Here is a 13,386-nt window from a genome sequence, read left to right on the forward strand (position 1 = left end):
CGGTCAGCGTACGTGCAGCACATCCCCCGCCGAGACGCGATGCTCGGCACCGTCCACCGATCGGATCACCAACTGGCCGTCCCGGTCCACGGTGGTCGCCTCACCGAGCAGCTCCCCACCGCCGGGCAGCAGCACCCGCACGTCCCGGCCGATCGTCGCGCAGCGGCGCCGGTACTCCCCGAGCAGGCCGCACATCTCCGCGTCGCCACCCGCCTCACGCCACCCGGCATACCACCGCTCGACACTGCGCAGCAGCGCCCGCAGCAGGGGGTCCCGGTCCGGGTTCTCCGCGCCGGCCAGCCGCAGCGAGGTGGCCGGCACCCCGGTCGTCGCGGGCAGCTCCTCGGCCCGGGTGCTGACGTTGAGTCCGATGCCGACCACGATCGCGTCACCGGCCATCTCGGCCAGGATGCCGGCGCACTTGCGGTCCCCGGCCAGCAGGTCGTTCGGCCACTTCAGGGTGGCGTCGACGGTGGTCACCCGGGACACCGCATCGGCCAGCGCCACCCCGGCCAGCAGCGGCAGCCAGCCGAACGCACCCGGGCCGGCGGCCGGCCAGCCACGCTCCTGATCAGCGGTACCCGGGCGCAGCAGGACACTGAGGGTCAGGCCGGCCCGGGCCGGGCTGAGCCACTGCCGGTCCCGCCGGCCCCGGCCGGCGACCTGCCGCTCGGCGACCACGACCAGGCCCTCCGCGGCGCCGGCCCGGGCCGCCTCGGTGGCGTCCGCGTTGGTCGATCCGGTCTCCGGGCGCACCTCGATCCGCGACCAGAGCGCTCCGGGCTGCACCAGGGCGCGGGTCAGCGCGCGCTCCGAGAGGGGCGGGCGGTCGAGGTCGGTGTACGCCATCCCGGGAGCCTATGCCGCCCGCCGGCGATCAGCGGTGCGGGCCTGCCGAGTGCCGGCTCACATAGTCCTGGTCGACCGCGGCGGGACGCGGGCGGGGCCGCGGCCGGGGGTCACCGGCGGAGCGGCGGCTGCGCCGCGACGGATCGTTCCAGGAGGGTTCGTCCCGGTTCACCGCCGGGACGGCCCGCGGACCACTCCGCCCGTCCCGGGAGACGATCCGGGCACGCGACACGCTGGGCTGCTCCCAGGGTGCCCAGGAGTCGCGCTCGGCCGCGTCCCGGGCGTTCCAGTCGCGCTCGGCCGCATCCCGGGCGTCCCAGCCGCGCTCGGCCGCATCCCGAGCGTCCCAGCCGCGCTCGGCCGCATCCCGAGCCTCCCAGCCGCGCTCGGCAGCATCCCGGGCGTCCCAGTCGCGCTCGGCCGCACCGCGGGCGTTCAGATCCCGGCCGGCCGCATCCCGGGGGTCCCGGTCGCGGTCGGCCGCGTCGCGGGCGTTCAGATCCCGGCCGGCCGCATCCCGGGCGTCCCGGTCGCGGTCGGCCGCGTCGCGGAGGTTCCGGTCGCGGTCGGACCAGGAGCGCGGCAGGCGGATCCGGTGGTCCGGTGACGGCGGCGGCCAGGTCGGCACCAGCGTGGTCGGCTCGGCCGCCTGCATCGGCGTCAGATCGAAACCGGTCGCCGGCTCGTAGTCGGGAACCGACGGGAGCCGCTCGACCGGTACCGGCCAGCCGTAGGCACGGGCGGACGGCTCCGGGTCGGCGTAGCGATCGTCCGGCACCGGCGTCCAGTAGTCCCCGGCCGGCGGGCGATCGTCCAGGTCGCGGTAGCGGGGGCGGACCCAGCCGTCGATCCGGTCGCCGTAGGCCCGGTCGGAACGGTCGATCGCCTGGCGCGGCGGGGCGTAGCTCCGGTCGTACCGCACATCGTCCCCGGCCTGCGGCGGATCCGCCGCCGCGGGATCGGTCCGCCACGCGGTGTTGTCGATGTAGCGGGATGCCTCGCCGGCCGGTTCGTCGCCGGCCATCTCCTCGTCGCCCCACGGCATCGCGGGGTAGGCGCCGCTCTCGTCACCGAAGGGCCCCGCACCGAGGTCGTCGGCGTGACGCAGGAAGGCCGGGTCCGGCGGAGCCAGGTCCGGGAAGGCCAGGTCCGGCGGAGCCAGATCCGGGAAGGCCGGACCCTCGTCGGCATGCACGTCGTCCCGCCCGGCGAACGCGGCGGCCAGCCGGCGGCGCCGGGCCGGACGACCGGCCGGTGGATCGCCGGCATCGGCGCCGGCCGGCGGAGAGTCCGGTGCCGGCGGCGCCGCGCGTTGCCGACGGCCGCGCTGCCGGGGCCGCTCCGGCTCGGTCTCGCCGCCGAACAGCACCGCGCGGAAACTGATCAGTGTGGCGAGGCCCCCCGCGATGAAAGCGAGCCCGGCCGCGGTCATCCAGTTCGTCACGTGAGGCGTAACGAATGGGACAACAGGTATGAAACGGACCCGTTCCGACGGCTCCAACGCGAACCCGGCTCACAGCTACGATCATCGTGAGTGCAAGGCCGCCTCAAAGCGTGGAGACCACCGTGACAACGCAGCCCGACATCCACACGACCGCCGGCAAACTCGCCGACCTCGCGAACCGCTCGGACGAGGCGGTGCACGCGGGATCCGCGCGCGCCGTCGAGAAACAGCACGCCCGCGGCAAGAAGACCGCCCGCGAGCGGATCGAGCTGCTGCTCGACAAGGATTCCTTCGTCGAGCTCGACGAGCTGGCCCGGCACCGGTCCACCGCCTTCGGCCTGGACCGCAACCGGCCGTACGGGGACGGTGTGGTGACCGGCCACGGCACCGTCGACGGCCGCCAGGTCTGTGTGTTCTCGCAGGACTTCACGGTCTTCGGCGGTTCGCTCGGTGAGGTCTTCGGCGAGAAGATCGTCAAGGTCCTCGACCTCGCCATGAAGATCGGCTGCCCGATCATCGGGATCAACGACTCCGGTGGCGCCCGGATCCAGGAGGGCGTCGTCGCCCTCGGCCTGTACGCCGACATCTTCTTCCGCAACGTCCGGGCCAGCGGCGTCATCCCGCAGATCTCCCTGATCATGGGCCCGTGCGCGGGCGGCGCGGTGTACTCCCCCGCGATCACCGACTTCACCGTGATGGTCGACCAGACCTCGCACATGTTCATCACCGGCCCCGACGTGATCAAGACGGTCACCGGCGAGGAGGTCGGCATGGAGGAGCTGGGCGGCGCGCGTACCCACAACACCCGCAGCGGCAACGCCCACTACCTGGCCTCCGACGAGGAGGACGCGATCGACTACGTCCGGGCGCTGCTGTCCTACCTGCCCAGCAACAACCTGGACGAGCCGGTCGTCTACGAGGAGGCGGCCGACCTGTCCGCCGCCGACGCCGACCTGGCCCTGGACACGCTGGTCCCGGACTCCCCCAACCAGCCGTACGACATCAAGACCGTGGTGGAGACGGTCGTCGAGGACTTCCTCGAGGTGCAGCCGCTGTACGCGCAGAACATCGTGGTCGGCTTCGGCCGGATCGAGGGCCGCCCGGTCGGTGTGGTCGCCAACCAGCCCACCCACTTCGCCGGCACCCTCGACATCGCGGCCAGTGAGAAGGCCGCCCGGTTCGTGCGTACCTGTGACGCGTTCAACATCCCGGTGCTGACCTTCGTCGACGTGCCCGGCTTCCTGCCCGGCACCGGCCAGGAATGGGACGGCATCATCCGGCGCGGCGCCAAGCTGATCTACGCGTACGCCGAGGCCACCGTCCCGAAGGTCACCGTGATCACGCGCAAGGCCTACGGCGGGGCGTACGACGTGATGGGCTCCAAGCACATCGGCGCCGACATGAACTTCGCCTGGCCGACCGCGCAGATCGCGGTGATGGGCGCGCAGGGCGCGGTGAACATCCTGTACCGCGGCGATCTCGCGGCCGCCGACGACCCGGCCGCCCGGCGCGCCGAGCTCGTCCAGGAATACGAGGACACGCTGGCAAACCCGTACATCGCCGCCGAGCGCGGCTACGTCGACGCGGTGATCCGGCCCTCCGAGACGCGCGCGCAGGTGACCCGGGCGTTGCGGATGCTGCGCACCAAGCGGGAGACGCTGCCGCCGAAGAAGCACGGCAACATCCCGCTGTAGGACCTGATTGCCGCGGTACGTCGTTACGTGCTGGCCGGGAGGTACTGACCGGCCAGCATGAACGCACCGGTGACCAGCACCGCCACGTTCACCACCAGGAAGAAGCCCACCCAGAACAGGGCCGGCAGGTGGGTGAGGCGGGCCAGCTGGTCCGGGTCCGAGTCCCGCATCCGCCCGCGGCGGCGCAGACTCTGCAGCTCGAAGACCGGGCGGACGCCGGCGAACAGCAGGAACCACACCCCGGTCCAGGCGAACGCGGCCTGGGTGTCCGGCGCCGCGTACCACGACACGGCGAACACGATCGCGCCGGTGACCAGCAGCGACAACACGCCGAACAGGTTCCGGACGTTGATCAGCATGACCAGCAGCAGGAGCACGGTCAGCCAGAGCAGCAGCGTGATGCGGTTCGCGTTCAGCAGCCAGGCGCCGCCGAGACCCACCAGCGACGGGGCGATGTAGCCGCCGACCAGGGTGAGGATCATGCCGACACCGGTCGGGCGGCCGGACGACAGGGTCAGGCCGGACGTGTCGAACTCCAGCCGGATGCCGCGCAGCCGGCGGCCGGTGAGCAGGGCGAACAGGGCGTGCCCGCCCTCGTGGGCGATCGTCACCGCGTTCCGGGTGACCCGCCAGGCCGGCCGGAAGACCGCGGCGAACCCGATCAGTGCGGTGACCAGGACCAGGATGCCCGGGGGGTCGGGCTGGGCGCTCATCAACCGGTCCCACAGATCGCTGAGGCCGTTCACGTCGTGCAGGCCGCTGAAACCCTCGATCGACAACACGCCGGGCACTGTAGCCGATCAGCCTGCCGAAAAGCTTCTCCGCGCGTCGCCCGATCGAGCGGTCAGGCGCGGCGGCGGGCCGCGGAGTCGGCCGGGGCCCGGTTGCCGAGACTTCGCGCCGCGTAGACGCCGCCGGCAGCGACCAGCAGACCGGCCAGGACGAGCAGGACGGTGATCGGGCCGGCAGCGGCCGCGACGATCGCGATGTCCGCGCACGCGACCAGCATCCACAGCGCCAGCGTGGGCTTACTGCCGTGTCGTCGGCAGTTCATGGCGCACCTCCATTCGTGATTCTCGACAACTACCCGCGCTGCCTCGACATCACGCATGAAATTCACATTTATGTACGTCACCGGCCGGTCCGCCCACGGAAGACCGGTGGTCCCGGCCGGGCGCTCAGCCCGCCTGGAAACCGGCGAACACGGCCTCGCGCTCGGCGGCGGCCGAGTCCCAGTCATCGGGTGAGGTGTACCAGCAGATCTGGTACGAGGCGCCACCCACCGAGAAGGCCCGGCGCACGACGTGCTGTTTGTTGCCGTGGCTGGTGTAGTAGTAGTACTCGAGATCAGCGGCAGGCCGGCCCTGATACTGCAGCGGCCTGATCGACCCGACCCGTTGGAACCCGGACCGGCTGACACTGTTCAACTGCGCCGCCGGATCCTGCGTGTCGGTGCCGCGGAGAACGATCAGCAGCCGATTCCCGTCCAGTTTGATCTCGGTCTGGCCGGCGTCGCTCCGCCCGATCTGGTAGCCCTGCGGAAGCGCCAAGGAGAAACCGGAGAAGTCCGCTTTGCTCCATCCGGCCGGGACACCGCCCGACGGCGCGGCCGACGACGGAGCAGCCGACGGCGGCATGCTGGCCGGCTTGTCCGCACCGGTGCTGGCCGCGGGCTTGCCCGGCGGCGCCACCTTGCCGGTGCCGACCGCGCCCGGCTTGGTGCTGGTCGCCTTCTTGTCGTCGTCCGAACCGAACGCCTGCACCAGGATGATCCCGATCAGCAGGACGAAGGTCAGCACGATGGCCGCCGCGATCGTCGCCTGCCGCCGGGTCAGCGTCGTGCCGAAGATCGTGATCCCGTTGACCCGCCGGACCACCGGACGGGTCGAGATCGGCGTCCACGCGGGACGGCTGGACGGCCGGAACCCGGGAAGCTGGTTCACCACCCGCGTCGCACCGTCATGCTCGGCCGCGGACACCGCCGGCGACTGCGGCACGATCGCCGTGAAGTCGACAACCGAAGTCCGGTCCTGATCCTGCTCCGGCGTGCCGCCGGGCCGCTGCCCCGGGGTGAGCGGCGTAGCCGCCCGTTCCGCGGCTCCGCCGGATTCAGCGTTCCGCTTGCCCGCAGGCCCTGGCCCCGACTCGACCCCGAGGCGGGGCCCAGCCGCGCGCTCCGAATCATTGGCGCGCTGTGCCTTGGCATTCGACTCAGCGGTGTCCTGCGATCGGCCCTTCGCCTCGGCGGGGACCGTATCCGTGGCCGCTTCGCCTGCGGCTTTCGCACCGGTCGTTGCCGTCGCCCCGCTGGAGGCCGCCACTTCTCCGGCCTTGCTCGTGGCCGCCACTTCTCCGGCCTTGCTCGTGGCCGCCCGGTCCGCCTCAGAGTCCGCCGCGGCAACCGATCCATCGGCGGTCTCGGCGTCGGCGCCGGGACCGCCCGACGTCGCCTTCGTGGCGGAAGTCGTCGGGGCGGACGCCGTTGAGGCGGAGGCCCTCGATGCGTCCGCGACCACTCCAGCGGCTGTAGCACCGGCCGTATCGAGCCCGCCATCCTGGCGGGAGCTTTCCTTGGCAGAGCCGGGCTTCAGGCTGCCGGACCCACGCTTCTCACTGCCTGACCCGGATTTCCGGTCACTGGCCGTCTGCCGCCGGTCGTCGGACCCAGAGGCCCGGTCGCCCGGCTCGGAGCCCGGGCCGCCCGGCTTGGAGCCCTGGCCGCTGGACTTGGACGTCCGACCGCCGGACCCGGAACCCTGGCCGCCAGCCCCTGATCCATGATCGTCGGACCCGGACCCGGACCCGGACCCGGACCCGGACCGCTGACCATCGGCTTCGGATGTGAACCCGGACTCGGGAGCCTCGGACCCGGAGCGCTGACCACCGGAATCGGAGCCGAGGCTCTGCCGGTCGAGAGGCGTCCGGCTGTCTGAACCCGGCTTTCGACTGCCGGCAATGGACTGCTGGCCGTTGGACTGCGGCGTGCGGCTGCCGGCAACGGGCTGAGCGCCGGCGGACTCCGGCTTCCGGCTGTCGACGACGGGCTGCTGATCGCCGGAATCCGGCTTCCGGCTGTCGGAGGCCGCTTTCCGGTCAGCGCCTGTGGACACCGACGAGTCGGCCGGTTCGGCGTCGCCGGTGCCATCGGCGTCACGGGCGCCGCTGCTGACGGACGGCTGGATGTTCGCGGCGGGAGCCGACACTCGCTCCGATTCCGTGGAGGCGGTGCGGCCGGGCTCGGAGTCCGGCAGCTCCGCCGCGTACGGCGCAATCCGGTTCTCGGTGACAGCGGCCGGGCGCGCGCCGATCTCGTCAGACTGCGGCGTCGCGCGGATCTTGTCCGATTCCGCCTGGGCAGAATCGGACAGCGACCGGCCCGCGGCGGCAGTCGCCGCACCGGCGGAAACCGCGCGCCCAGCCCGCCCCACAGGGTCCGAGGTGTCGGTACCCGGCGCGTTCACGGTGTTCGGCCCGGATGTTCCGGCGGTCCGGGCGTCCGACGTGCCCGCGGTCGGCGTACCCGCGGTCGGCGTGCCCGCGGTCGGCGTGCCGGAACTCTGGCCAGGCCGCGCATCCCTCGTCGCGGCCTTCGAGCCGGACGCCTTCGCGGGTGGCACGGTGGACGCGTCGCCGGGCGTTGCCGCCGCCGCACCGCTGTCCTGCTGCCGCGAGCTGTTGTCGGGGTCCTGCTCGGCGCCGGAAACGACGGGGTAGGAGCCGGTGGCGGCGGCGAGCGAAGCCTCATGTTCCGGAGCCGCCTTCTTGCGGCGGTTGGCGGCCACGTCGGCGGCGGTGAAACCGACCCTGGCCGTGTTGACCTGGGTGGCCGGCAGCTCGGACGGGACCGGTCGGGCCGGAGAGCCCGGACGACCGCCGGCGAGGTCGGCCGAACGACCGGTGCCCGCCTGGTCGGACCGACCGCCGGAGCCGGCCAGGTCCGGCCGACCGCTGGAACCAGCCAGGCCGCGGCGACCGCCGGAGCCAGCCGGGTCGGACCCGGCCGGGTCGGACGGGCCGCGGGTGGCAGCGGGGCCGGACGGGCCGGCGAGGTTGGACGGGCCGCGGGTGCCGGGCTGGTCGTCGGTGATCGCGGGGCCGTCGACCTTTGTCGCGTCGAGGGGCTTCTGGCCGGGGGTGGCGCGGCCGACCGTGGCGCGGCCCGGCGTGAAACCGCCGCGGCCGGCGGACGGACCGGTCATCGGGGTGCCGTGCGGGGTGGCCGGCGGGACCGGGGAGCGGCCCGGAGTGGACGGCGGGATCGGCGAACGGCCGGCCGGGGTGGCGGGCGGGAAGGGGGCGCGGCCCGGAGTCATCGGAGAGCGGCCCTGACCGCTGTTGCCCATGCCGCTGTTGCCCATGCCGCTGCTGCCCATGCCGCTGTCGCCCATGCCCGGGGAGCCGGGGGCGCCCGGGGTGCCGTGCGGGCGGTTCGGCTGGTCGGGACGGCCGGTGACCGGCGGGCGCGGGGTGGGCACGACGGGGGCCGAGCCGGTGGCGGTGACGAAACCGCTGCCGGGCAGCACCGGTGGTCCGCCCGGGCCGCTGGGCAGCGACGGGCGTTCCCGGCCGGCGCCGGGGCGGCGCATCGTCGGGCTCATCGGGAAACTGATCTTGGACTTGCGGCCGGCGGCGCGGGCCAGCAGGCGCTCCGCCTCCTCGGCGTCGATCCGGTGCGCCGGATCCTTGCGCAGCAGACCGTTGAGCACCGGCTTGAGCGGGCCGGCGTTCCGGGCCTGCGGCACGTTCTCGGTGGCCAGGGCGGCGAGCGTGGCGATCGCGGACGGGCGGGCGAACGGCGACTGGCCCTCGACCGCGGCGTACAGCGTGGCGCCGAGTGACCAGAGGTCGGCGGCCGGGCCGGCGGTGCCGTCGCGGGCACGCTCCGGAGCGATGTAGGCCGGGGAACCCAGCACCAGGCCGGTGCGCGTCACATTCGGGTCACCCGGGACGGTGGCGAGACCGAAATCGGTCAGGACCACCCGGCCGTCGCCACCGATCAGCACGTTGCCCGGCTTGATGTCCCGGTGCACGACGCCGGCGCGGTGCGCGGCCTTCAACGCGTTCAGCACCCCGAGGCCGATCTCGGCGGTGCGCACCGGGTTGTACGGCCCGTCCGCGGCGAGCGTGTCCTGCAGCGATCGGGACGGCACGTACTCCATGACGATCCACGGGTCGGCGTCGGTGCGCAGGACGTCGAAAACGCGTACCACGTTGATGTTGTTGAGGCGGGCGATGGCCCGCGCCTCACGCAGCGAGCGTTCGCGCATCTCCTGCCGCTCGCCGGGAGTCAGACCGGGCGGCGGCACCAGTTCCTTGATCGCCACCTCGCGGTGCAGGACGACATCGGTCGCCCGCCAGACGCGACCCATCCCGCCCTGACCGAGCGGCGCAACCAGCCGGTACCGATCAGCGACAACGAGCGGGGGAGAAGAAGACATCACGCAGAAAATACCTGGTTCTGTCGAGCGGCCGCGAATTGATCAGCCGAGTGTGGGACACGTGTCACCGGAAGCTGGGCCACCCGTCGTACGCTCGGCCGATGAACGAGGAACCGCTGGTCGGAGTCGTACGTGGAAGCCTAGACGATCATGAGCTGGCTGCTCTGGTCACCATCCTCGCAGTTCGATCTACTTCGGTCAATTACGGAACACCCGCCCGTCCCGGGTCAGACTGGATCCGATCAGGCCGCCCAGCAGCGGGTGCGCGGTCCTGGCGATCCTCCGGGCGACCCGGCCTCCGCTAGCGGTGGCCGGCGTTCCCGACAGCGGTGGCCCGCGTCCGGGGCGGCAACGACGTACCGGCAATCGCTCTTTCGGGTTCTGCTACCCCGAGGCCGCTCCTCGCGAGCGGCCTCGGCCGCCCCAGTTATCCACAGGCTCCTTCCACAGGGGTCGATGTAGCGCCCGGTGAGCGGCTAGCCTCGCTGCGTGGTTCCGAACGACGACCTGGTGCGCGCTGACGCTCAGATATCGGCTGACATCACCGCGATGGAAGACTTCGCCAGAAAATTGCTGGCCGAGGTCGACAACAATTACGCGCCGCACGCGGATCAGTTGTCCAACCAGCTGCTCACCCGCCTGCCACCCGCCGACGCCCGCTTCCACGAGCTGTCCGCGTTCGCGACCGTGCTGGAGTCCGCGCAGGACACCTGCCAGCAGAACATCTACAACTTCGCGAACGGCACCCACGGCTTCGCCAAAGCCGCCGAGCAGGTGAGCGAGCAGTACCGCGGCTCGGACGCTTTCGCCCGCGCCCGCCTCAAAGATGTCGAAGCGGCACTGTCCGTTGCGGGCCTGATCCCGCCCACCTCCGGCGGGCCACTGCCGGCGGCGTCATCTTCGGGCTCGACGGACGCGGCCGCCTTCTCGGCCTCGCCGCCGGATCCTTCACCGCCTGCCGGGGCCGTCGGCAGCCCTGCGTCATCCGCCGCCTCCAGCCCTGCGCCCGCCGCCGCCTCCAGCCTTGCGCCCGCCGCCGCCACCAGCCCTGCGCCCGCCGCCGCCACCAGCCTTGCGCCCGCCGCCGCCTCCAGCCCTGCGCCCGCCGACGGGGCAGCCACCTCTTCAGGCACCTCTTCATCCGCCCCGGCCGTGCCGCCGCTTGATCCGTCGCCGGCTGCTCCGGCCTTCCCCGAGTCCTCACCGTGGTCGTCGCCACCGTCAACCAAGGGAGCCACCTGATGTTCGCCAATTCGGACAACGGCGGCGGAACGGACTGGTCCCAGCGGTCCGTACCCGAAATGTGGTCGATGCTCGCCCCACACGACGGAACCACCCACAAAACCTTGCTGGTCACCTGGAAGAAATCCGCCGACCTGCTGATCGATCACCTGTCCCGGGTGAAACGGTACCGGGACAACCTCGCCGAAGCCTGGCCCCCGAACAAGAGCACCGCCGCCGCCAAATACCTGGACCGCCTCGACGACCTGATCCAGCACCTGACCAACACCCACGAAGCCACCATCGAAAACCACCGAGCCCTGGGCGCCGCCACCTCCTCGCTGGTCAGCGCCCGTCAAAAACTGGAATCCATCCACCAGGAATACCTGGCGAACCAGCAGCAGCTGGCGACCTACGACGCCAAGGTTCAGCAGAATGCCCAGCCGTTGAGTAAGTATCGGGGCATAATCCTTCCCCCGAACACGGCGACACCGGCTCGGCAGTTGGAGCTTGAGCGGCAGGCGCAATCCATCATGTCCACCCTGAGCACCGAACTAATCCAAGCCCAGCTAAACATCACCACCCCACCCTTGTACGAAATCGCCAAAAATTTCGATGATAGTCGACCGTTCGGCCAACCGGGACCGAATACGACATCAAAACCTTCAAACAAAGCTACCCTGCCCGCTATCGATTTTTCGCGACATAAACTGCAGTCCGCTCAGCCAGGTGGCGACAACACCGGCGAATCTGGCAGCCGCAGCCCTGTATCGAATTCACTACCTCCACCTTCTGGCCATGCCCCCTCCGCTTCCCGCCCCGGCGAGTCAGAACCAGCAGTTCCTGCGAGCGAGGTGATAGTTCCGGAGAAGATTCCGCCTATGGGTGCAACACGTGCGCCTGCAGCAGGGTCCACTGCCGGAATCCCCGGCAGATACATCGAATCAAACTCAAACAGTGAGATTGTTCGCCCAAAAATTGGTCTTCCGCCGGAAGACACCCATTCCCCAACCCGAGGATTTCAACCACTTCCAGCCGGCGGCGTAATTGGCAGTCCGATAATTCCTGGAAGCGCACGTCCCGCCTCAAACAGCAATAGAGCGCAACGCATCAATCCGGCGGGCGGGATACTCGGACAGCCTGGGATAGCCAGCCCATCTACACCTACAAGAAGGTCATCTAGGTCGCGCGATGAGTCCGCGAGCGGGCGATGGGACCCAGAAAATCCTTGGGAAACGGATAAAGGAGTAGCTCCGATACTACTACCTGCAGAGAAGGCGGTAATCGACCCCGGCCCAGTAATCGGACTCAAAAATGACTAGGCGTGCCTATTCAAACTTCGGTAGAATATTATTCTCCATCGCCGCAGTAATTCCTAGAATGCCACCTTTCCACGCGGACCACGTACGCGAATCAGAATGGCACCTCAGCTTCCTTAAAATTCAGGAAGTCCACGCAATCACTACCGGAGCCGGCATCGTCATAGCGTTACCTGACACCGGCATCCAGCCGCATCCGGACATATCCAAAAATCTGATGCCTGGTATAGATCTGACGTCCAGTGACGGCAATTCGGGCCAATACGACCGCGATGGGCATGGAACGGAAATGGCCGGGTTGATAGTGGGTAGGGGACATGGACCAGCGGGGGGAATACTCGGCATAGCTCCATCGGCAAAGATTCTCCCCGTAAAATCATACGAGGTCGGGGCCGAGAACGCCCAACTAGCGCAAGGAATAGCCGCCTCGGTAAATCTTGGCGTTTCAGTAATCAGCGTCCCGGCCGGCGTAAGCCCTTCTCAAAAATTGAAGGATTCAATTGACCAAGCCTTGAAGGCAAATACGGTCGTGGTGGCTGCTTCCGGAAATTCCCAGAGTGCTGCAGGGTTCGGCTACCCCGCAGCACTACCCGGAGTTCTCGCAGTTGGCGCTATCGATCGAACTGGACATCACGCACCGTTCTCGATCACAGGACCGAATATGTCACTGTGTGCGCCGGGAGATGAAATCGTTACAACCGGCCTGAATTCGACTTATCGTATAGCCAGAGGAACGTCAGCATCGACGGCAATCGTATCGGGAGCAGCTGCACTAGTGCGGGCCAGGTTTCCGCAGCTGTCGGCGCAAGAGGTTATTCATCGGCTTACGGCTACTGCTACCGATATTGGGCCGCCGGGGTGGGATGAAGAGTGTGGGTTTGGGGTGCTCAACATTGTTAAAGCTCTGACCGCGGACGTGCCGCCGGTGAGTGCGGGGGCTAGTTTGCCTGCTGTTGGCGGGACGGGCCAGGTGGCTGGGAGCGGCGATGGACCGGGCAGCGGGCGGACGGTCGCTGTTCTTGGCGGAGTCGCGGCTGTGCTGGCGGGCGGAGTCTTTGCTGGGTTGCTCGTTGCTTGGCGGCGGAGAAGGACTCGCCACTAGGCGGTGTTGGGCCCTGGCTGACGTTGACGCAAAGGGTCAGGACGGCCGGTGACGCACAGGTTAAGGACCGCACCGCTGCGAGGTGGCGGAGATAGGGCCTTGCCAGTGACGGGCGTTGTGGCTCAGGAGCATGGGACGCGGCGCGGACTACAACGCATCGAGACCGGCGCGGGGTGTTGGGCGGCCGGCGCAGCGGACCGAGCGGCGTGCGCAGGGGGCTAGGCGGGCAGCGCAGGGGTCAAGCGGCCGGCGCGGCGGGGTTGGGCGGCGGGTGTGGCGGGGTTGGGGGATTCCTGGGGGAAGATGGGGCTTGCGTGGG

Annotated in this window: 10 protein-coding genes; 5 read left to right on the forward strand and 5 right to left on the reverse strand. The window is 70.1% G+C overall.

The annotated features are described in order from the left end of the window. Positions 1-3: 3 nt before the first annotated feature. Both ACSP50_RS38025 and ACSP50_RS38030 read right to left on the reverse strand, forming a co-directional pair. Positions 4-849, reverse strand: coding sequence for a biotin--[acetyl-CoA-carboxylase] ligase (locus ACSP50_RS38025; RefSeq protein ID WP_014694656.1), 846 nt, complete (start codon positions 847-849; stop codon positions 4-6). Positions 850-877: 28 nt separating this feature from the next. Continuing rightward, positions 878-2,293: a hypothetical protein gene (locus ACSP50_RS38030; protein WP_155123723.1), complete on the reverse strand. Its 1,416-nt coding sequence runs from the start codon at positions 2,291-2,293 to the stop codon at positions 878-880. Between the two features lie 122 nt (positions 2,294-2,415). Here ACSP50_RS38030 and ACSP50_RS38035 point away from each other — a divergent pair, with 122 nt between their 5' ends. Next, positions 2,416-3,987, forward strand: a complete 1,572-nt coding sequence (locus ACSP50_RS38035; protein WP_014694658.1) for an acyl-CoA carboxylase subunit beta — start codon at positions 2,416-2,418, stop codon at positions 3,985-3,987. Between the two features lie 23 nt (positions 3,988-4,010). On the opposite strand, the gene ACSP50_RS38040 is transcribed toward ACSP50_RS38035, so the two are convergent. The 3 genes from ACSP50_RS38040 to ACSP50_RS45290 form a co-directional block, all read right to left on the reverse strand. After that, complete coding sequence (locus ACSP50_RS38040) at positions 4,011-4,700, reverse strand: M50 family metallopeptidase (protein ID WP_052311991.1); 690 nt, start codon at positions 4,698-4,700, stop codon at positions 4,011-4,013. Positions 4,701-4,831: 131 nt separating this feature from the next. Continuing rightward, positions 4,832-5,041 carry a hypothetical protein gene (locus tag ACSP50_RS38045; protein ID WP_014694660.1) on the reverse strand — a complete coding sequence of 70 codons (210 nt, stop codon included), beginning with the start codon at positions 5,039-5,041 and terminating at the stop codon, positions 4,832-4,834. A 124-nt stretch (positions 5,042-5,165) separates the two neighbouring features. Next, positions 5,166-9,425 carry a protein kinase gene (locus ACSP50_RS45290; RefSeq protein WP_197688109.1) on the reverse strand — a complete coding sequence of 1,420 codons (4,260 nt, stop codon included), beginning with the start codon at positions 9,423-9,425 and terminating at the stop codon, positions 5,166-5,168. Positions 9,426-9,526: 101 nt separating this feature from the next. Here ACSP50_RS45290 and ACSP50_RS38065 point away from each other — a divergent pair, with 101 nt between their 5' ends. From ACSP50_RS38065 to ACSP50_RS45295, 4 genes are all read left to right on the forward strand, one after another. Further along, positions 9,527-9,730 carry an acyl-CoA carboxylase subunit epsilon gene (locus ACSP50_RS38065; RefSeq protein ID WP_080128280.1) on the forward strand — a complete coding sequence of 68 codons (204 nt, stop codon included), beginning with the start codon at positions 9,527-9,529 and terminating at the stop codon, positions 9,728-9,730. A gap of 184 nt (positions 9,731-9,914) precedes the next feature. After that, entirely contained in the window at positions 9,915-10,667 is a 753-nt protein-coding gene (locus tag ACSP50_RS38070) for a hypothetical protein (protein ID WP_052311825.1), read from the forward strand. Then, positions 10,667-11,968 (forward strand): hypothetical protein, encoded by a 1,302-nt coding sequence (locus tag ACSP50_RS42850; RefSeq protein ID WP_014694664.1) that lies wholly within the window; start codon positions 10,667-10,669, stop codon positions 11,966-11,968. Before ACSP50_RS38070 ends, ACSP50_RS42850 begins: the two co-directional genes overlap by 1 nt. A 58-nt stretch (positions 11,969-12,026) precedes the next feature. Then, a complete protein-coding gene (locus ACSP50_RS45295; RefSeq protein ID WP_369793981.1) occupies positions 12,027-13,067 on the forward strand; it encodes a S8 family serine peptidase in 1,041 nt (346 codons plus the stop codon). The last annotated feature ends 319 nt before the right edge of the window (positions 13,068-13,386 follow it).

It is taken from the genome of Actinoplanes sp. SE50/110, assembly GCF_900119315.1.
Lineage (GTDB): Bacteria > Actinomycetota > Actinomycetes > Mycobacteriales > Micromonosporaceae > Actinoplanes.

What these genes read in the sequence shown, in the direction of transcription:
- ACSP50_RS38025 (WP_014694656.1), bottom strand. Translation starts at nt 849, where the DNA reads ATGGCGTACACCGACCTCGACCGCCCGCCCCTCTCGGAGCGCGCGCTG.
- ACSP50_RS38040 (WP_052311991.1), bottom strand. Translation starts at nt 4,700, where the DNA reads ATGAGCGCCCAGCCCGACCCCCCGGGCATCCTGGTCCTGGTCACCGCA.
- ACSP50_RS38045 (WP_014694660.1), bottom strand. Translation starts at nt 5,041, where the DNA reads ATGAACTGCCGACGACACGGCAGTAAGCCCACGCTGGCGCTGTGGATG.
- ACSP50_RS45290 (WP_197688109.1), bottom strand. Translation starts at nt 9,425, where the DNA reads ATGTCTTCTTCTCCCCCGCTCGTTGTCGCTGATCGGTACCGGCTGGTT.
- ACSP50_RS38065 (WP_080128280.1), top strand. Translation starts at nt 9,527, where the DNA reads ATGAACGAGGAACCGCTGGTCGGAGTCGTACGTGGAAGCCTAGACGAT.
- ACSP50_RS42850 (WP_014694664.1), top strand. Translation starts at nt 10,667, where the DNA reads ATGTTCGCCAATTCGGACAACGGCGGCGGAACGGACTGGTCCCAGCGG.
- ACSP50_RS45295 (WP_369793981.1), top strand. Translation starts at nt 12,027, where the DNA reads ATGCCACCTTTCCACGCGGACCACGTACGCGAATCAGAATGGCACCTC.